This is a genomic window from Caulobacter sp. GW821-FHT10A10 (assembly GCF_059415745.1).
On sequence record NZ_JBWKNV010000003.1, the window covers coordinates 417,767 to 437,323 of the forward strand.

The following is a 19,557-nucleotide window of genomic DNA, read 5'->3' on the forward strand; positions in this document are numbered from 1 at the left end:
CGAGGAACCTCCCCCCGTGGGGGAGGCGATCGCGCGGCGATCGGTGGGGGGAATACTTGCGAAGTCGGCCAAGGGCGGAAGCTGAGAACTCCCCCCCGCCGGCCTTCGGCCGCCTCCCCCACAGGGGGAGGTTTCTTGAGAAGCGGGCCATCATCACGCCCCCTCCTCCACGTCCGTCCGGGTGCGCAGGTAGATTTCTTCGAACGCGCCCATCTGGCGCACCGTCAGCGCGCCTTCCTTGGCCAGCTCCAGGCTAGCCGACAGGGTCGAGGCCAGATAGCTGGCGGGCGTCGGACCGTCGGGATCTTCCTCCCAGCGCTCGACGGGGGCGACGCCGGACAGGGCCGTCCACTCCTCCATCCTGGGCAGGAAAGTGCGCAGGCGGTCGCGGGCGTCCTCCAGCGGATAGGCCTGGGGCGGACGCGGGGCGTAGTGGCGGCCGTGCTCGCGCTTTCGTTGGCTGATATAGGCGCTCATCAGGGCGTAGAGATCGCCCTCGAACCGGGTGGAGGAAACGATCTTCACCGCATCGGGATCGCCGCGCATGAAGACGTCGCGCTGGAGCTGCGGGCGCTCCTTCAGGGCCTCGACCGACCTGCGCATGGCGTCGAGCTTGGCGAGGCGGAAGGCCAGCAGGGCGGCCATCTCCTCAGCCGGCGGCTCCTCGGCCTTGGGGCGATCAGGCTTGGGCAGCAGCAGGCGGGACTTCAGATAGGCCAGCCAGGCGGCCATGACGAGGTAGTCGGCGGCCAGCGAGAAGCGCACGCGGCGGGCCTGCTGCACGAAGGCCAGGTACTGCTCGGCCAGCTTCGTGATCGACAGCTGGAGCAGGTCGACCTTCTGGTTGCGGGCCAGAGCCAGCAGGACGTGCAGCGGGCCTTCGTAGCCGTCGATGTCGATGACCAGGGCCGCGCCGTCTTCCGCCGCCTCCCGGGCGGCCGCGAAGTCGAATGTGGGCTGAAAGCCCGTGCTCACCCGGCGAACCGGCCGTCGAAGGCGGCGTCGAAGCGGGCGCGGGCCTCGGCGACGTCGAGCGGCTCGTGCACCTTGACCAGGCGGCCCATGACCGCCTGGGCGCGGCGGCGGGCTTCCTTGGACAACTTGCCGACGCCGGCCATCACGGCCTTCATCTCGTCCATGTCGCCGTTGCAGTGCAGGACCACGTCGCAGCCTGCCGACAGGCTGTCCTTGGCGCGCTGCTTGAAGTCGCCCGACAGCGCCTTCATCGACAGATCATCGCTCATCAGCAAGCCGTCGAAGCCGAGGCTCTCGCGGATGACCTTCTTGATGGCCTTCTTCGAGGTGGTGGCCGGGTTGCGGCGGTCGATGGCCGTGTAGACGACGTGGGCCGTCATCGCCATCGGCATGTCCGACAGCACCCGGAAGGGCGCAAAGTCGCGGGCTTCAAGATCGGCCAGCTTGGCCTTCACCACCGGCAGCTCCAGGTGGCTGTCGCTCATGGCGCGGCCGTGGCCGGGGATGTGCTTGATGATCGGCAGCACGCCGCCGGCCAGCAGGCCCTCGGCCGCCGCGCGGCCCAGGGTCGCCACCTGCTCGGGCGTGTCGCCATAGGCGCGGTCGCCGATGATCTCGTGGCCCTTGGGGTCGGGCACGTCCAGCACCGGCACGCAGTCGACGTTGACGCCCAGCGAGGTCAGGTCGTGGGCGATCAGGCGCGCGCCCAGGCGGGTGATCTCGCGGGCGACCAGCGGGTCGTTGGCGACCAGGTCACCGTAGGCGCGGCCCGGCGGATACTTTTTCCAGTGAGGTGCTCCAAGGCGGGCGACGCGACCGCCCTCCTGGTCGATCAGGATCGGCGCGTCGGAACGGCCAACCGTCTCGCGCAGGGCGGCGGTCAACGCCCTCACCTGGTCGGGCGTCTCGATGTTCCGCTTGAAGAGGATGAAGCCCCACGGCCGCACGTCGCGGAAGAAGGCGGCTTCTTCGGCGCTCAGGACGGTCCCGGCGCAGCCGAGGATGGCGGCGGACGACACGCTCATGGGGCTCCCCTCGCCTACTTCACGAAGCAGGATTTGCCGGCGGCCGTCAGGGCGTCGCAGAACGCCTTGGCGTCGGCGCGGCTGGAGAAGCCGGTGACCGAGGTGCGGTAGAGGGTCGAGCCGTTCTTGTCGATCGCCTCGACCTTCTTGCCCTTGCCGGCTGCCAGGCCCGGCGCGATGCGGGCGGCGTCGCCCCACGCCTTGTCGGCCAGGGCGGTCGACGAAAGGGCGCCGATCTGGACGCTGGCCGGACCCGAAGCGGTCGCGGCGGGCTTCGGCGCGGCGACGGCCGGCTTGGCCGGAACGGTCTTGGGCGGCGCCACGGCGGCGGTGGCCAGGCTCTCGATGCTGGGCGCCGGGGCCGGCTTGGTCGGCGCGGGCTTGGCCGGAGCGGCGGAAACCGGCGCGCTGGGCGCGGCGACGGGCGGCTTGGCCGGCGGCAGGCTGGCGCTCTGCACCGGGGCGGCCGGCGGCGGGGCGGTCGGACGGGCCATCGGCTCTTCCGGCGGCGCGGCGTAGGTCGGCGAGGCCGTCGGGTTCTCGTGGCTGTAGATCTGCAGGCCGGCGGCTTCGTCGGGCTTGTTCTGGTCCGGCGCCGGGGCGGCCTTCATCTCGGCCACCGGTTCGCCCACGGTGCGCGGCGGCTCGTTGGGACCGCGGATGCCGTTGCGATAGACCAGGAACACGCCGACCAGCAGGGTGCCGAGCACCACGGCGCTGATGATCAGGGTCAGAGGCAGCGGCCTCGACCCACGCACCGGCTGGCGCGCATCGAAGGACAGCGGCGCATCGGTGGGCGGCGCATAGGCGCCGCGGTGCGGGTCGGACATCTCACTAGGCTCCAGAATTCCGGCGCTCGCGTCGCCATCGGCGAATCACGCGCGCAAGTTCGTACTGTACTGGACCCGATCCCCGTTCAGAACTGTCGCACCCTCGGCGGTTGTGCATAGCCCTTCCGCGGCGGCAGCCTCTCAGTTCCAGACATCGAGATGGAAGAGCTTGCGGTGCTCCTCGATGGCGAAACGATCGGTCATGCCGGCGATGTAGTCGCACACCACGCGGGCCCTTCCGGCCTGGTCGCGGTTCTGCGACTTGGCGAACCATTCCGAGGGCAGGACCTCGGGTTCGGCCAAGAAAAGCGTGAACATCTCGGCCAGAATGCGGCGCGCCTGGCTGCGGGTGCGGTTCACCCGCCAGTGGCGGTACATCTTGGCGTGGAGGAACTGGCGAAGGCGGGCCAGGTCTTCCAGCATGTCGGCCGAGAACGAGACCAGCGCATGCGGCAGCGCCCGCACGTCATCGGCCGAGCCGACGCCGGTGGCGGCCGCCCGCTGCAGGGTCTCGCCCATGACGTCGTCGACCATGGCGCCGATCATCCGGCGCACGGCCTCCAGGCGGGTGATGCGGGCGTCGAGTTCCGGACGCTCGCTGCGCACGGCCGCCAGGATCGGGCCGATCAGAGGCACGTCCATCAACTCGTCCAGCGTGAAGAGCCCCGCCTCCACGCCGTCGTCTATGTCGTGGTTGTTGTAGGCGATGTCATCGGACAGGGCCGCGACTTGCGCCTCGGCCGAAGCCCAGGTGCCCAGCTTGAGACCGTATTCGGCGTCGTACTTGGAGATCGCCTTCCACGACGGCTCGCCCAGCTTATGGATCACCGGGCCGTTGTGCTTGATGATCCCTTCCAGGGTCTCCCAGGTCAGGTTCAGGCCGATGAAGTCCGGATAGCGGTGCTCCAGCTCGGTCACCACGCGGAAGGTCTGGACGTTGTGGTCGAAGCCGCCGAAGTCTTTGGTCTGCAGTTCCAGTTCGTCCTCGCCGGCATGGCCGAACGGCGGGTGGCCGAGGTCATGGGCCAGGGCGATGGTCTCGGCGAGGTCGGCGTCCAGCCCCAGGGCCGTCGCCAGCGAGCGGGCGATCTGGGCGACTTCCAGCGAATGGGTCAGGCGGGTGCGGAACTGGTCGCCCTCGTGGGCGACGAACACCTGGGTCTTTTCCTTCAGGCGACGGAAGGCCGAGGTATGGATGATGCGGTCGCGGTCACGAGCGAAGGGCGTGCGGCTGCGGCTCTCGTCTTCCTGGTATCGCCGGCCGCGAGACTTGGCCGGATCCTCGGCGTAAGGGGCGCGGGGGACGGCGAACGGAGACGTCGACATGAGCGGCCTTTGCTGATCGCCCCTTTTCCTGGGACGCGGACGTCCTCATATAGGCGATAGATGAAGTTTCCACAGCCATGACCGACACCACCGTTACGCTTTCTTCGAACGCCGCCCGCCGGCTGCACGCGCTTTCCGAGGCCGAAGGCCGCGAGGTGATGCTGCGCGTCGCCGTCGACGGCGGCGGCTGCTCGGGCTTCCAATATCGGTTCGATCTGGTCGAGGCCGCGCAGGACGACGACCTGAAGATCGAGCGCGACGGGGCCGCGGCCCTGGTCGACGTGATCTCCCTGGCCCTGCTGAAAGGCTCGGAGATCGACTTCGTCGACGAACTGGCCGGCGCCGAGTTCCGCGTGAAGAACCCCAACGCCAAGTCCAGCTGCGGCTGCGGCGTCAGCTTCTCGATCTGATCGCGAAGGCCCGCGGGCCAACGCCGACACCCGCTCGAAACGGGGGCGACTTGGCGCCCGTCGCGCTTTTCGGCGTCTGCGGCCTGGAGTCGCGGTCGTTGCGTGGCCATTGCATACGACGATCCACCCACCATATATCGGCGAGCGCTGATTGCTCGCGGCTGACCAAGCCGCTTGAAAGCGCCCTCTCGCCCATGCGCCGTTCAGCGGCGCGGGCGGGCTTTTCTCCACTAATTCGATCATCCGGAACGACCACATCGTCGTTCCCAAACTGGAACTCTATGAAAACCAACACCACTCGTGCGCCCATCGCTGTCCAAAAGCCGCGCACCCCGAACCTTTCGCCTGCCGTGACCTCCCCGCTCTCGCCCGCCACCCTCTGGGCGTGGCCCGGCCTCACCCGCGCCGAACTGCGGGAGCTGATCATCGATCAGATCGGCTAAGCGCCCTATCCCCCGAAATCTCCCTTCGGCCGCTTGAGCCCGAGGGCCGCGCCCCCTAGCCTCCGCGCGCCTGCTCGGAGCCCGCCATGCGCATCGCCACCTGGAACGTCAACTCGGTCAACGCCCGCCTGGACAACGTTCTGGCCTGGTTCGAGGCCGAGGCGCCGGATGTCGCGGTGCTGCAGGAGATCAAGTGCGTCGACGAGAAGTTCCCAGCCGAGGCCTTCGAGCGCCTGGGCTACAACGTCGTCGTCCACGGCCAGAAGACCTACAACGGCGTGGCCCTGCTCTCGAAACATCCGCTCGAGGACGTCCGCAAGGGGCTGCCGCTGCTCGAAGGCGACGCCGAGGACGAGCAGGCGCGCTATGTCGAGGCGGTGATCTCCGGACCCAAGCCCGTACGGGTTGTCGGCATCTACCTGCCCAACGGCAATCCGATCGGCACCGAGAAGTTCGCCTACAAGCTGTCGTGGATGCGCCGCCTGCACGAACACGCCAAGGGCCTGCTCGCCTTCGAGGAGCCGCTGGTGATCGCCGGCGACTACAATGTCATTCCCGAGGCCGAGGACGTGGCCAATCCCGAAGCCTGGCTGGGCGACGCCCTGTTCCAGCCCAAGAGCCGCGCCGCCTTCCGGGCGCTGAAGAACCTCGGCTTCACCGACGCTTACATGCAGTATGACGGCGCGCCGGGCGGCTACACCTTCTGGGACTACCAGGCCGGCGCTTGGCCCAGGAACCTGGGCATCCGCATCGACCACCTACTGCTGTCGCCCCAGGCCGCCGACATCCTCGAAGACGTCACGATCCACCGCGACGAGCGCGACAAGGAGAAGCCATCGGACCACGTTCCGGTGGTTGCGAAACTGAAGCTTTAAACTTCGGCGATCCGTGTTATTGTGAGTAAACGCTCACACCGGATCATGAACCCATGCTGACGTCCCTGTTGCTGGCCGCGCAGATCGGGGCCGCCGCCCCGACACCCGCCTACGCCGCGCTGGTCTCGCCGACCGCATCGACGCGCTACGCTTTCCAGTACGGGTGCCTGGCGGCGCGGCGGGCCGGAACCAGCATCGAGGCCCTCAACAACCCCTATATCCGCGTGCAGTCCTTCAAGGGCCCCGTGCTCCGCAGCTACCGGATGACCGGGGCGGGCACGGTCTATCTGGTCGACGGCGCCGGCTGCCACCTGCAGGTGTCGCACGGCGACGGCGCGAAGCTGCGCCAAGCGGTTCTGGACACCCTGGCCGCCGACGGGCCGCTGGTTTCGGTCCCCTCCCCATCGCCGTCGTACGACTCCACCGAGGAGGAGCGCACCGAGATCTATTGCTTCTCGATGGCCGGACGGCCCACCGCGCTGACCTTGACGACGGCGCTGAAACGCCGACGCCCCAGCCTGTCGGCGCATCTGGGCGACGGCGGTCAAATTTGCCGCGACGCCGCCCCCCTGTCGCGAATCCCAGACTCCCGCTAGCCTCCCGGGCCATGAGCGAGTTCTGGCGTCTCCTTGTTCTCGTGGCCATCGCCGGCTCGGCCGTCACCTTCATGGGCAGCGCGGCCATCTGGTTCATGGACGAAGAGCGGCGTATCCGCCGCGCCCTCCGCCACGTGCTGAAGGGCGAACCCGAGACCGTGATCATCGCTCACGGCCGCGGCAAGGGCGCGGGCTTCTCGTTCGACACCAACACCGCCGCCGTCGCCTGGGACAACGGGACCTGGTGCCTGCTCTACCGCATCGACGAACTGATGGGGGCCGAGCTGTCGGTCGACAACCAGGTCATCGGCCGCGTCTTCCGAGGCGAGCAGCGCCGGGCCATCGACCAGATCGTGCAGCAGGCCAGCCGCGTCTGCCTGCGCATGATCTTCGACGATCCCCGCCACCCCGACTTCGAGCTGGACCTTTGGCTGGAAGGCGACCAGCAGCAGCGCCAGAGCCGCTCGCCCGCCCAGGCGATCCAGGAGGCCAACCGCTGGCTGGCCCGGGCCGAGGCCATCGTGCGCCGCCCGCTGGCGCCGCGCGGCGCCTCGCCCGCTCCGGCCGCCAAGGCCGCCGAGCCCGAAATCGCCCGCCGTCCTGCGCCGGCCGAAGCCCTCGAGAAGCCCGCGCCCTATCGTTCGGCGCGCGAGGCCGTGACGGCCAGCGCCGGCGCGAGCGCGGCGGCCGTGGCCACCGCTCCGCTGTTCGAGGAGATCGACGACGGCCCCGAGGCTGCCGATCCGCCCTGGTCGGATCCCGAGGCGCCCATCCAGGCCTGGGCTGACGACGCCGACGATGGTCCCGCCTACCAGCCGCCCGAGCGGCCCTACAAGCCGGTCTCCAAGGCCTCGCGCTCGCCCAAGGACGACCAGGACGAGCTGCCCTTCGACCTCGACGACGAGGACTGACGCCTCTCGCCAGGGTTGCGCGCGGATCCGCTCTGCGTCACCTTGGGCCGTCCCGTTCGGGATCATCGTGGGAGACGCGTCATGATCCGCCTCGCCGTCCTCGCCCTGCCCCTGCTGCTGGCCGCCCCGGCCGTGGCCCAGACCCTGGCGCCGCAGAAGCTGGTGCTGAGCCGCGCCGATCGCGACGGAGACGGCGCGGTCAGCCAGATCGAGGCCGCCGAGCACCTGGCCCTCGTCGACGAACGCGAACTGCCGACCACCGAGCCGACCAACTGGTATCGCCAGCCCAAGATGCGCGAACCCGGGTCGGGGACCATCGACGACGGCCTGATGATGAAACGCCGCTTCGTGCCCGCCAGCGGCTTCGAACTGGAGAACGAGCGTCAGTTCGAAGAGACCCTGCGCCGGCGCAAGAAACGCTAACGCCGTTCGCCCGCGCCCATTTTTTGCCATTGCGGCCAGCACGTAGTTGCGAGTCGATCTCAACACCCGTATGACCCGCGCCCTTATTGCGATTGATACGCACAAGCGTGAGTACGGGGCGAGTGATGAAGCAAGCGATGTTGGCCACCGCGGCGATGGCCGTTGCGTTGGGCGCGGCCGGTCAGGCCTGGAGCCAGGACGAACAGGCCGAGCGCCTTCCCAAGGTCAGCATCGAGGCGACCGCCGCCCAGCCGCCGGCCGCGGCCTACCAGGCCGCCGACCCGGTCGACTCCGGCACCTCGAAGATCACCCGCCGCGCCATCGAGGACCGTACGCCCGGCAACGGCGACGTCATCGAGACCCTGAAGATCCTGCCCTACGCCAATTTCGACGCCGACCAGGGCCTGGCGACGCAGGACAGCATCCAGGACCTGCGGCCGGCCAACATCTCGCTCTCGGGCGGCCAGTACTACGACAACTACTTCTCGATCGACGGCGTCGGCGTGAACAGCCGCCTGAACGTGGTGGATCTGTCGAGCAACGCCCAGAACTACAACGAGACCGCCGGCGGCAGCGCCCAGTCGATCTGGCTGGACAGCAACCTGATCGAGAGCCTGACCGTCCGCGACAGCAACATCTCGGCCCAATACGGCGGCTTCACCGGCGGCATGGTGCAGATCGAGACGCGCCAGCCGGCCCACGTGTTCGGCGGCTCGGTCACCTTCGGCTGCACCAACGACAGCCTGACCTCGTTCAAGATCCCCAACGCCACGCGCGACGCCCTGGGCTCCAGCGTGCCGGCCCACCCGAACTACGAGAAGTGCAAGGTCAACGCGACGGTCGATCTGCCGATCAACGACAAGGTCAGGGTCCTGCTCGGCGCTGGCCGGCAGGAAACCGAGATGACCTACTACCGGGCCGCGGCCTATGGCGGCGAGGCGTTCGGCCTGAAGAGCCGCAGCGACAACGTGCTGGCCAAGGTCGAGGCCGATCTCGCGCCCGACCTCGTGCTGCGCGGCCAGATCGCCTACAGCCCCTACACCAGCGAGAACTCGGCCAACAATTCGCGCAACGCCGTCATGACCCAGAAGGGCGGCGGCCTGACCGGCAAGCTCGAACTGGCCGGCAAGCGCGACGAGGCCAACTGGTCGCTGGCGGCCACCTACGCCAAGGCCCAGAGCGGCCGCAAGGCGCCCGATCCCAACTTCTCCTGGCCCTCGGCCTCCAACTACGCCGACTGGTGCTCCAACACCAACTGCACCGAGGGCAGCTTCGGCGACCTCGACCAGTGGCAGGAAGACATCGGCCTGCAGGCCCGCTGGAGCCAGCCCCTGCTGGGCGGCGAACTGCGCGTCGGCGCCGACTACGGCCACGTCACGGCCCGCAAGCGCCGGCCCGAGGACAACTATGCCTACAGCCAGGGCACCGTCAGCAGCCTGGTCTCCTGCGCCACCGGCGACGTGGCCTGCAAGACCGGCGACGTCGTCTTGACCAGCGCCATCTACTATGCGGCCTATGACGCCGAGGCGAGCCTCGACTCCGTCTCGGCCTTCGCCGAGTACGAGGTCAGCCACGGCCCGCTGACCGTGCGCGGCGGCCTGCGCTACGACCACGAGAGCCTGCTCGACAACCACAGCTTCGCCCCGCGCCTGTCGGTGGTCTACGAACTGCCGTGGGCGGTCACCGCCACGGTCGGCGCCAACCGCTACTATTCGCGCGACTTCCTGGGCTACGCGATCAAGTCGCAGTACCCGGGCACCAAGGTCTATCGCCGCACCACCTCGACGGTGAACGGCCAGCTGGTGGCCGGCGACTGGTACCTCTATTCGCACTCGGTGACGGCCGGCGTGGCGGGCACCGGCGTCAAGACGCCCTATTCCGACGAGCTGACCTTCGCCCTCTCCAAGCCGGTGTTCGGCGGCGTGGCGCGGATCAAGGGCGTGGCCCGCGAGGCCCGCGACCAGTTCACCGCCGGCGTGGTCACGGTGCAGAGCTATGTCCGCGAGACCAACAACCAGACCTACACCTACAACACCACGCACCTGGGCAACGAGGGCGAGACCTCGTTCCGCGGCCTGTCGGCCGAATGGAGCCGGGGCTTTGGCCGCCACACGGTCACGCTCAACGGCTCGTGGTCGAAGACCGAGGACAACCTCAGCGACAACTACTACGAGGATCCGTCGGACGAGAGCGAGTACGCCGACGAGCTGATCTACTACAAGGGCGAGGTGCGCAGCCTGCTGGGCGTGATCTCCGAGAACCAGCGCCTCAACTACGCCGCGCCTGGCCTGGTCAACGCCGACTGGAGCGCCGACTGGTGGAACGGCCGCATCCGCACCAACCTGAACGCCCGCTGGCGCTCGGGCTTCGACCAGATCGAGGAGACGGGCACGTACCAGACCGTCAGCAGCGTGCGCTATGCGGTGTGGGACGTGGTCCGCTACAAGGCCCAGACGACCTTCAACGCCAACATCCAGGCGCTGATCGCCAAGACGGCGTACGGCGAGGCCCGCCTCGACCTGCGGATCACCAACCTGTTCGACGTGACGCCGCAGACGGTGACGGCCTCGTCGACCAGCCAGCCCTACAAGCTTGGCCGATCGTTCTGGGTGGGCATGAGCTACAAGTTCTAACCCATGAAGCGCGCGGCGAATCTCCTGCTCCTGCTGGGAACGGCGGCGGCCCTGATCGGGCTGGCGCCGCTTCCCGACGCGAACGCGGTTCGCCGCGCCGCCTTCTCCGGCAAGCCAGAGACCTGGCCGGCCCCTACCCTGCTGGCCGGAGCCTCGTTCACCCCGTTCGGCGCCCTGCCCGCTCCGGTCGCCCCGGCCGACAATCCGCAGACCCCGGAAAAGGTCGCGCTGGGCCAGAAGCTGTTCGAGGACCCCCGACTGTCGGCCTCGGGCCAGATCGCCTGCGCCTCGTGCCACAATCCCGAGCTGGCGTTCGGCGACGGGGTGAAGACCTCGTTCGGCCACGACCGCCAGCGCGGCCGCCGCAACGCCCCGACCCTGACCGTCGTGGCCTGGCGCACGCCGCTGTTCTGGGACGGCCGGGCCGGCAGCCTGGAGACCCAGGCCCTGGCCCCCCTGGTCGACCACAAGGAGATGGCCGCCGACCCGCGCGAGGTCGAGCGCCGGCTGAACGCCGATCCCGACTATCGCAAGGCCTTCACGCAGGTCTTCAGTACAAAGCGCGTCACCGCCCAGGACGCCGCCAAGGCGCTGGCCGCCTACCAGCGCACGCTCAAGCCGCGCAGCAGCAAGTGGGACCGGGTGCTCAGCCTCGGCGGCCGGGTGCTGAGCGACCAGGAACTGCAGGGGCTGGAACTGTTCCAGGGCAAGGCCGGCTGCGCCAACTGCCACAACGGCCCGCTGCTGTCGGACGGCAAGTTCCACAACATCGGCCTCAGCTTCTATGGCCGGAAACTGCAGGACCTGGGCCGCTACGAGGTCAGCGGCGACCCGGCCGACGTCGGCGCCTTCCTGACCCCGTCGCTGCGTGGGATCTCGCGCACTGGGCCCTACATGCACAACGGCATCTTCCCGACGCTGGAAGGCACCGTGAACTTCTACAACGAAGGCGGCGCCCGGCTGCGGCCCAAGCCCGACCAGGTCGGCGACCGCCTGTTCCCGACCACGACTCCGCTGCTGAAGCCGCTCGGCCTGACGCGCGAGGAGAAAGCGGCGCTGGTGGCGTTTCTGGAGACGCTTTGACGATGCTCCTGAAGGGGGAGCTGTCGCGAAGCGACTGAGGGGGAAGTTGCTGGTGCGCCAGCAGCGGTCTCGACGTCAGCAAAAACTTCCCCCTCCGGCCCTCCGGGCCACCTCTCCCTTCGGGGGGAGGGTCTGTTGCGGCGAACCTCCCCCTGTGGGGGAGGCGGCCGAAGGCCGGTGGGGGGACGGTTTCAGCTTTCCGAGTGGCGGCTGATTTCGCAGGTCACTCCCCCCACCGATCGCTGCGCGATCGCCTCCCCCACAGGGGGAGGTTCCTTGATGTATGGACACGGCTTCACAGGCTCCCGCGCGAAGGCGCGTTAGGTGTGGGGAGGCGCGGAGCGGCCGGGCGGAGCCCGGAGACCGTATGGTTTGTTTGCGTTTCGGCTTCGTCTGACCGCTCCGCCACATCGTAGGCTCGAAGGACCGGGGGCGCGGGTGCTTTTTCAACCCTGGACCCGGTTGTCCCTCGGACGGGCAGGACCAATAGCCCCGCGGTGATCCGGCGGCGGCCTCGGCTGATCCTGTTAGGCCGGTTTGAAACGATCCCGGCCCTGTCGACCCGCCTGTTTCGTCACGGAACGGCTGGCGGCCCAATCACGCCTTCTGAGCGATCCTGCAAACCCGCCCTTCCCATGACGCCCCAAGCGGCCCCGCTCGATGCGATCCGCAGCCGCTGACTCGGGCCGGTACCAAGAGCCCTCCCCATGGCTGGGATGGGGATGATTATGGGGGCGGTTGAGTGGGTGGGGATAAGTTGGGGTTATAAAGTTGTAGGACGTTGAATTGGTGGGACTCTTTTCCGACTACGCCGTGTGATCGGTGTGCGTTCACGGCCTTCGCCACACCCAAACATCGCCTTCCTGGGCCTTGTGCCCAGGATCTATCGTTCAGCCGCTCAGACCTGTCGAGGACGGCCGAGGTCTGAGCGGTCGCCGACATGGGCCCTCGCCACAGGGGCGAGGGAGGCGGGGTTGTGTTTGGGGTAGTGAAAAGCCTGGGTCCCCGCTTTCGCGGGGATTTTACGGGGAATGGCCGGCCAGCGCGGTGGAAGCTGAAAACGCCCCCCCTCCGGCGCTTCGCGCCACCTCCCCCAGAGGGGGAGGATCTTTCTCTACCCCTTCACCGCGTACGCAATCGGGGTCTCGAAGCGACGGCGGTTCCAGTCGGAGCCGCGGGGGGCCTTGGGGAACGGGGCGGCGGCGGTGAGGAGGTCCATGGCGGCGGCGTCGAGGGCGTGGTCGCCGCTGCTTTCGACCACCACCGCCCGCGACATCCGGCCGAAACGGTCGAGGGTGAAGGCCACGACGACGACGCCCTGGGAGCGACGGCGGCGCAGGGCCTCGGGCATGGTCTTGCGGGCCTCGATCCATGACAGCACCTGGGCGGCGTAGGGATCGTGCGACTTGGACGCATCGCCGCGCACCTGCACCGGCGCGCCGCCGCCGGCCGGGGCCGAAGCGGCCGCGGCGACCACCGCCACCGGGGTCACTGCGGACGACACCCGACTCTCGACCGGCTGGGGCGCGACCTGCGGGGCGGCGTACAGCGGCTCGGGCGCGGGGATCGGGACCGGACGCGGCCGGATCGGCGAGGCGCTGCGGGCCTCGCGCGGCACCTCCTGCGCCCGCCGCTCGCTCGACGCCGTAGACGGCGAAGGCTCGGGGCTTGGGGTCAGGGCCTCGAACAGCGCCGCCTCCATGGCGGGCGGCTCGGACAGGCCCGGCATGGTGCGCACGAAGCCGACGAGCGCCAGAACGGCGGCCGCGTGCAGGCCCAGGGAAACGCCCGTCGCGAGCGCCTTTTCCCCGCCTCGCCCGCCCGTCCGGGGTCGTCCCACGCCGATAGACTCCACGCACTCTCTAAGAATGCGTCGCATCTACAGGAAGGCGCACCTCGAAACAATGTCCGGACGGATACGGATCACGCGGCCCACAGAGTCTCCGCGGCCGCTTCCGGGCGGACCTCCGATACGAAGGCCGGATAAAAGGTCGCCAGCATCCGCTCGGCATAGGCCACGAGGTTGCCGAAGCCCTCGGCCCGCTGGCGGATCGGCGAGTCGAAGAACGGCGTCAGGATCTGGGCCAGCATGGAAAAGACGATGGCGTCGACGCTGGTCGGCCGCTCGCCCATCATGAAGGCCTTGTCGCCCAGCATCTCCGAGAGCGCGGTCAGCGACCAGGCGGCCAGCTCGACGATCGCGTCGGGGCCATGGCGGCCGATCCCGACGGCCTTGAGGTTGGCCTCGACCGCGTCGAGCAAGCCAGCCTTCAGGTCCTGGCGCATGGCCTCCGGGGCGCCGTCGAACCAGTGGGCCGGCCCCTTCTCGAAATTGTCGAAGTCGAAGAAGCGGAAGTAGCAGTTGGCCCAGCCTAGCTGGTTCTCGACCATCCGCTCGATCGCCCAGGCCTGGGCGCGCTCGACCCGGGTGAGGCCCGCATCGAGATCGACGCCGTAGCTGCGCTCCAGATAGGCGCGGATGAAGGTGGAGTCGGCGACCTTGACCCCGTCGTCGTCGATCCAGGGCAGCTGACCCTTGGGCGAGGTCTCGGGATGGGCCGGGACCTTCCGGTAGGCAAGGCCCGCCATCATCAGGTGGATCTCGGTCTTGGTGACGTAGGGGCTTCCCTCAGGCAGGCCGTAGGCCGGGCCGGCGGCGTAGAGCGTGATCATCTCGAGGTCCCTCTCGTGCGGTCTTGCGATGGAGAGAGACTGCCGCCACCCTGCTGCCAGCATGCTGTCAGCAACGATCCGGCACAGTTGGACCCATGAGACGCGCTGAACGCCTATTCCAGATCATCCAGATCCTTCGCCGCAGCCGGACGCCGGTCACCGCCGACTCCATCGCGGCCGAACTGGAGACCTCCAAGCGCAGCGTCTATCGCGACATCGCCGCCTTGGTCGGTCAGAGGGCGCCCATCCGCGGCGAGGCGGGCGTCGGCTACGTGCTGGAGGCCGGATACGACATGCCGCCCCTGATGCTGACGCCGGACGAGATCGAAGCCGCCGTGCTGGGCGCCCAATGGGTGGCCGGACGCGGCGATCCCGCCCTGGCCACCGCCGCCCGCGACCTCATTGCCAAGATCGCCGCCGCCGTGCCCGACAACCTGCGGCCCTATGTTCTGGAGCCGGCGACCCGCGCCCCCGCCCCCTGGAACCCGACGCCCGACAACATCGACATGGCCCAGACCCGGGCCTGGATCCACGCCGGCCGCAAGATCCGCCTGGACTATCGCGACGAGAAGGGCGCGGTCAGCCAGCGGATCGTGTGGCCGGTGACCGTCGGCTATCTCTCGACCGTGCGGATGCTGATCGCCTGGTGCGAGCTGCGGGCCGACTTCCGCAACTTCCGCACCGACCGAGTGGTGGCCGCGCAGTTCCTCGACGACCGCCACGGCCAGCGGCCGGCCGTGCTGCGGGCGCGCTGGCAGCGGCAGATGGAGGAGGAATGGGCCGCCTACGACGCGGCCAAGGCGGCGGGGCCGGCCCTGCCCTCCTCCTGAACCGGAACGTCAGCCATCGGAACTGAGCGCCCTGCGATTACTTTTGCGAATGAGTTTGCATTTGACTCGCAATTGAACGCCCGGTAGCTGCGACCCGTTCTTAGTAACGGGGGAAGTGCATGAGATCGCGGTTGATGATGGCGAGCGCCCTGGGCGCGTGGGCGGCGCTGGCGGGCGTGGTTCGAGCCGAGGAGCCGATCGCGACGGCCCCCGAAGCCCCCACCGCGGTCGACGCCGTGGTCGTGACCGGCGAGAAGACCGCCCGCTCCCTGCAGGACACCGTCACCAGCGTGGCCGTGACCACCGCCCGCACGATCGAGCGCGAGCAGATCCGCAGCTTCTACGACGTGGTCGCCAAGACGGCGAACATGAGCGAGACCTACGGCAAGAGCGGCTTCACGATCCGGGGCGTGGCCAACAACAACGTCTCGGGCGGCGGCACCAGCGGCCTGGCCACGGTCTATGTCGACGGCGCGGCCATTCCCGAACGCGCCATGTACGGCGGTCCGCTGGACATGTGGGACGTGGGCCAGGTCGAGATCTTCCGGGGTCCGCAATCGACCCTGCAGGGCCGCAACGCCCTGGCCGGAGCGGTGATCATCCGCACCACCGACCCGACCTTCGACTGGAACTTCAAGAGCCAGGTCGCCTTCGCCAGCGGCGACGACCGCTCGATCGGCCTGGCCGGCGGCGGCCCGATCATCGATGATCAGCTGGCCTTCCGGGCAGCCTTCCACGATCGCCAGGCCGACGGGTTCGTCTACAACACCGTGCAGAAGCGCGACGACGACGCCGTCGACACCCGCTCGTATCGCGGCAAGCTGCTGCTGACGCCGACGGCGCTGGAAGGCTTCAAGGCGATCGCCACCTACAGCCGCAACGAAAACAAGTCGGGCTATCTCTACACCTACGCCCGCACCGACACGCCGGACTTCTACGACCACCGGGTCAGCACGACCAACACGCCCAACACCAGCGACATCACCACCGACATCTTCAACCTGGAGCTCTCGCAGAGCCTGGGGGATCGCTTCACCCTGTCGGGCGCGTTCTCGTGGAGCAAGGTCGACTTGGTGCAGCGCTACGACGCCGACCTGGGCCCGCAGACCCTGTCCTACGGCGGCCAGGACGAGCTGACCAAGACCACCAGCCAGGAAGTGCGCCTGAACTACGACGGCGAGCGGCTGAAAGGTCTGGTCGGCCTCTATCACGCCAAGCGCGACTCCGACCGTAAGTCGGCCAGCCTGACCAACGTGGACTTCCCCACCGCCACCCTGGTCAGCGTGCTGACTTCGACCCTGGTGAGCGGCGGAACGCCGCTGGCCACGGCCCAGGCGCAGGCCAACGCCTTCGCCGCGCTCTATGTCGCCGCCCTGCCGGTGATCCCGGTCGACTATTCGTCGGACGCGCCCGAGATCGTCACCACCACCGCCCTGTTCGCCGACGGCAGCTTCGACCTGACCTCCAAGCTCAGCCTGCTGGCCGGCTTCCGCTACGACCACGAGGAGAACGAGCAGGAGTCGTCGCAGACGGCCGTGTTCGCCGGAACCTATCCGACCCCGGCCAGCTTCGGCGCCTACGCGCCGTACGTGGTGCTGGTGAACAACTTCGTCGCCTCGATGGTGGCCCAGGCCGGCGCGGCCTCGCCCGGCTCGACGCGCAAGTTCGACGCCTTCCTGCCCAAGCTCGGCGTCAAGTACGCCTGGACCGACGACCTCTCGACCAGCTTCGTCGTGCAGCGCGGCTACCGCTCGGGCGGCTCGACGGTCAACGTCGCCCGCGCCACCGTCGTGCCCTACGACCAGGAGTTCACCTGGAACTACGAGCTGTCGCTGCGCTCCTACTGGCCGCAGTGGGGCCTGACGGCCAACGCCAACGCCTACTATGTCGACTGGAGCGACCAGCAGGTGATCGTCAACCTGGGCCTCAACACCTACGACTACCAGGCCGAGAACGCCGGCGCCTCGCACCTCTACGGCTTCGAGGTGGAGCTGAACCAGCGCCTGTCGCCCAAGGCCAACTGGTGGGCGTCGCTGGGCCACACCCGCACCAAGTTCGACGAGTTCCGCGTCGACACCGGCTCGGACGTCCGCGACCTGTCGGGCTCGGAATTCCCCTACGCCCCGCACTGGACCTTTGCGATCGGCGGCGACTATCGCTGGGACAACGGCCTGGTCGCCAACCTCAACGCCAACTACCGCTCGCGCGCCTATACCGAGGCCGGCGGCGACCAGAACGGCCACAGCGCCGACGCCCGCACCCTGGTCAACGGCCGCTTCGGCTACGAGGCCGCGCACTGGGGGGCCTATGTGTTCGGCAAGAACCTGCTGGACGAGAAGTACAAGCAGTACGCCCGCGACGACGTGCCGGTGGCCCTGCTGGGCGAGCCACGCGTGCTGGGCGTGACGCTGGAGACCCGCTGGTGATCGGGGCCGGCGGCTTAGCTCTCGCCCCACTGGCCCTGGCCGGTGCGCTGCTGCTGCGGCGCGCCTGGACCCACGCCGACGCCCGCCGGCCCTGGCTGATCGTCGGCGGCTGGGCGCTGCTGGCGGCCACGCTCGTCGCCTCCGCGCCGATCCTGGGCGTGGTGCGCGGTCCGTCGATCATGCTGGCCCTGGCCTCGACGGTCGCCCTGGCCGTGGTCGCCGCCGGGGTCGAACTGCGGACGGCCAGGCGCAAGGCCCCGCGCGAACTGGCCCTGGAGCCGTCGGACCGCCGCCGCGTCGCCTGGCGCGGCTGGCTGCGCGGCTTTCTGGCCGGACCGCTGGGCGGCGCCGCGGCCATGGGCGTGGGCCTGGCCGTCGCCGTCTGCTTCCCGGCCGAGGTCAAGACCCGGCTGATCATCGGCGGCATGCTGGTGCCGTTCCTGTGGGCCGGCGGCATGGCCTGGACCCTGTCGGACGACAAGATCCTGCGCGCCCTGGCCGTGCTGGTCGGCGTCACCGTCATCGGCTTCGGCGCCGTGTTCCTGAAGGGCTCCCTCTGATGCACGCCCCGCAAGCCAAGCCCAAGCCCGGCAAGCCGATCTGGCCGAAGATCCCCGCCGCCTTCGTGCGCGCCATGCTGGCCGGCCACTCGGCGCTGGGTCTGGCCTTCGCCGCCCTGATCTATCTGGTCTGCTTCTCGGGCGCGGTGGCGGTGTTCACCAGCGAGTTCAATCGCTGGGAGCAACCCACGGCCCCGGTGCTGCACAGCGTGACGCCGGCCGCCGTCGGCGCGGCCTTCGAGGCGGTGCTGGCCAAGAACCCCAAGGCCCACGACCTCTTCATCCGCATGCCCGAGCCCGCCCTGCCCCGCCTGTCGGTGCACGGCGACGACGCCAAGGGCGGCGAGCACACCTGGTTCGCCGACGCTTCCGGCAGGATCGTCGCCGAGCAGATGACGCCGTGGAGCGAGTTCCAGGCCAAGCTTCACACCGCCCTGCACCTGCCGGGGACCTGGGGCTTCTTCCTGGTCGGGCTGACGGGCGTGGCCCTGCTCTCCTCCCTCGTTTCCGGCGTGCTGTCGCACCCGCGGGTGTTCAAGGACGCTTTCGCCTTCCGATGGGGCGGCTCCAAGCGCCTGCAGGAGGCCGACCTGCACAACCGCATCTCGGTGTGGGGCCTGCCCTTCCATGTGGTGGTGTCGCTGACCGGCGCCTTCCTTGGCCTCAGCGTGCTGATCGTCGGCGTGCTGGCCATGGTGGTGTTCGACGGGAACCGGGACAAGGTCTTCGCCCTGTTCAGCGGCCCGCCGGTGGCCGACGACGCCCGTCCCGCCCCGGTGATCGACGTCGCCAAGGGCCTGGCCGTGCTGCAGGCCCAGAACCCCAAGGCCGGCTTCAACTACATCTTCGTCGAGCACCCCGGCGAGACCGGCCAGCACATGAGCGTCAACCGCACCACGCCCGGCAAGCTGTCGCGCGGCGAGATCATGGTCGTCGACGGAAACGCCAAGGTGCTGGGCCCGGCCGGCTTCGAGAGCGGCAACCTGGGCATGGCCATCTATTCCAGCCTGACGCCGCTGCACTTCGGCTGGTTCGGCGGCTGGCCGGTGAAGGTCGCCTACTTCCTGCTGGGCCTGGGCCTCACGGCCGTGACCGCCAGCGGCGTGGCCATCTGGCTGGCCCGCCGGCGCGACAAGGGCCGCCCGGCCCCGCGCTGGGAGCGGGTGTGGGTCGCCTTCTGCTGGAGCCAGCCGCTGGCCTACGCCGTCTCGGCCATCGTCGCCCTGCTGGCGCCCAGCGTTCCGCCGGTCGCGGTGTGGGGCGGCGTCACCCTGGCGGCCAACGCCTGCGCCTTCCTGTGGACGCCGGCGACGCTGTCGATCCGCCTGCGCCTGGCCAGCGCCGTCGGCCTGGCCCTGGTGGCCCTGGTGCACCTGGGCCTCAACACCGGCCGGACGGTGGATCCGGTCGCCTGGATCCTCGACGCCTCGCTGGTGCTGGGGGCCTGCCTGCTGGCGGCGTCGGTCTGGACGTCGCGCCGGACGGCCAAGGCCTGACGGTAACAAATCCCAATATATGAGTCATTGACTCGTATATTG

At 69.1% G+C, this 19,557-nt stretch carries 18 protein-coding genes; 12 read left to right on the forward strand and 6 right to left on the reverse strand.

Going from position 1 to position 19,557, the window contains the following annotated elements; all coding sequences use genetic code 11:
• Positions 1-153: 153 nt before the first annotated feature.
• From AC07NS_RS11270 to AC07NS_RS11285, 4 genes are all read right to left on the reverse strand, one after another.
• Positions 154-975: a segregation and condensation protein A gene (locus AC07NS_RS11270; RefSeq protein ID WP_494603173.1), complete on the reverse strand. Its 822-nt coding sequence runs from the start codon at positions 973-975 to the stop codon at positions 154-156.
• Positions 972-2,000, reverse strand: a complete 1,029-nt coding sequence (gene nagZ / locus AC07NS_RS11275; protein ID WP_494603174.1) for a beta-N-acetylhexosaminidase — start codon at positions 1,998-2,000, stop codon at positions 972-974. Before nagZ ends, AC07NS_RS11270 begins: the two co-directional genes overlap by 4 nt.
• A gap of 14 nt (positions 2,001-2,014) precedes the next feature.
• Positions 2,015-2,830: a cell division protein FtsN gene (gene ftsN, locus AC07NS_RS11280; protein ID WP_494603175.1), complete on the reverse strand. Its 816-nt coding sequence runs from the start codon at positions 2,828-2,830 to the stop codon at positions 2,015-2,017.
• A gap of 141 nt (positions 2,831-2,971) precedes the next feature.
• Complete coding sequence (locus AC07NS_RS11285; protein ID WP_494603176.1) at positions 2,972-4,156, reverse strand: deoxyguanosinetriphosphate triphosphohydrolase; 1,185 nt, start codon at positions 4,154-4,156, stop codon at positions 2,972-2,974.
• A 77-nt stretch (positions 4,157-4,233) separates the two neighbouring features.
• Here AC07NS_RS11285 and erpA point away from each other — a divergent pair, with 77 nt between their 5' ends.
• The 8 genes from erpA (at position 4,234) to AC07NS_RS11325 (ending at position 11,530) form a co-directional block, all read left to right on the forward strand.
• Positions 4,234-4,566, forward strand: coding sequence for an iron-sulfur cluster insertion protein ErpA (erpA, locus tag AC07NS_RS11290; RefSeq protein WP_110120917.1), 333 nt, complete (start codon positions 4,234-4,236; stop codon positions 4,564-4,566).
• Positions 4,567-4,847: 281 nt separating this feature from the next.
• Positions 4,848-5,009 carry a hypothetical protein gene (locus AC07NS_RS11295; RefSeq protein WP_494603177.1) on the forward strand — a complete coding sequence of 54 codons (162 nt, stop codon included), beginning with the start codon at positions 4,848-4,850 and terminating at the stop codon, positions 5,007-5,009.
• Between the two features lie 86 nt (positions 5,010-5,095).
• Entirely contained in the window at positions 5,096-5,884 is a 789-nt protein-coding gene (gene xth / locus AC07NS_RS11300; RefSeq protein WP_494603178.1) for an exodeoxyribonuclease III, read from the forward strand.
• A gap of 53 nt (positions 5,885-5,937) precedes the next feature.
• Positions 5,938-6,480, forward strand: coding sequence for a hypothetical protein (locus tag AC07NS_RS11305; RefSeq protein WP_494603179.1), 543 nt, complete (start codon positions 5,938-5,940; stop codon positions 6,478-6,480).
• Positions 6,481-6,491: 11 nt separating this feature from the next.
• Positions 6,492-7,391 (forward strand): hypothetical protein, encoded by a 900-nt coding sequence (locus tag AC07NS_RS11310; protein WP_494603180.1) that lies wholly within the window; start codon positions 6,492-6,494, stop codon positions 7,389-7,391.
• 81 nt (positions 7,392-7,472) lie between these two features.
• Positions 7,473-7,814 carry a hypothetical protein gene (locus AC07NS_RS11315; protein ID WP_494603181.1) on the forward strand — a complete coding sequence of 114 codons (342 nt, stop codon included), beginning with the start codon at positions 7,473-7,475 and terminating at the stop codon, positions 7,812-7,814.
• A 125-nt stretch (positions 7,815-7,939) separates the two neighbouring features.
• Entirely contained in the window at positions 7,940-10,447 is a 2,508-nt protein-coding gene (locus tag AC07NS_RS11320) for a TonB-dependent receptor (RefSeq protein ID WP_494603182.1), read from the forward strand.
• Positions 10,448-10,450: 3 nt separating this feature from the next.
• Entirely contained in the window at positions 10,451-11,530 is a 1,080-nt protein-coding gene (locus AC07NS_RS11325) for a cytochrome c peroxidase (RefSeq protein ID WP_494603183.1), read from the forward strand.
• A gap of 1,114 nt (positions 11,531-12,644) precedes the next feature.
• On the opposite strand, the gene AC07NS_RS11330 is transcribed toward AC07NS_RS11325, so the two are convergent.
• Entirely contained in the window at positions 12,645-13,370 is a 726-nt protein-coding gene (locus tag AC07NS_RS11330) for an energy transducer TonB (protein ID WP_494603184.1), read from the reverse strand.
• Between the two features lie 83 nt (positions 13,371-13,453).
• Positions 13,454-14,203 carry a glutathione S-transferase family protein gene (locus AC07NS_RS11335; RefSeq protein ID WP_494603185.1) on the reverse strand — a complete coding sequence of 250 codons (750 nt, stop codon included), beginning with the start codon at positions 14,201-14,203 and terminating at the stop codon, positions 13,454-13,456.
• A 95-nt stretch (positions 14,204-14,298) separates the two neighbouring features.
• On the opposite strand from AC07NS_RS11335, the gene AC07NS_RS11340 reads away from it, so the two are divergent.
• From AC07NS_RS11340 to AC07NS_RS11355, 4 genes are all read left to right on the forward strand, one after another.
• A complete protein-coding gene (locus tag AC07NS_RS11340; RefSeq protein WP_494603186.1) occupies positions 14,299-15,033 on the forward strand; it encodes a helix-turn-helix transcriptional regulator in 735 nt (244 codons plus the stop codon).
• A 119-nt stretch (positions 15,034-15,152) separates the two neighbouring features.
• Entirely contained in the window at positions 15,153-17,459 is a 2,307-nt protein-coding gene (locus AC07NS_RS11345; protein ID WP_494603187.1) for a TonB-dependent receptor, read from the forward strand.
• Complete coding sequence (locus tag AC07NS_RS11350) at positions 17,456-18,019, forward strand: hypothetical protein (RefSeq protein WP_494603188.1); 564 nt, start codon at positions 17,456-17,458, stop codon at positions 18,017-18,019. Before AC07NS_RS11345 ends, AC07NS_RS11350 begins: the two co-directional genes overlap by 4 nt.
• Positions 18,019-19,515, forward strand: coding sequence for a PepSY-associated TM helix domain-containing protein (locus AC07NS_RS11355; RefSeq protein WP_494603189.1), 1,497 nt, complete (start codon positions 18,019-18,021; stop codon positions 19,513-19,515). The genes AC07NS_RS11350 and AC07NS_RS11355 overlap by 1 nt, the downstream gene beginning before the upstream one ends.
• Positions 19,516-19,557 lie beyond the last annotated feature (42 nt).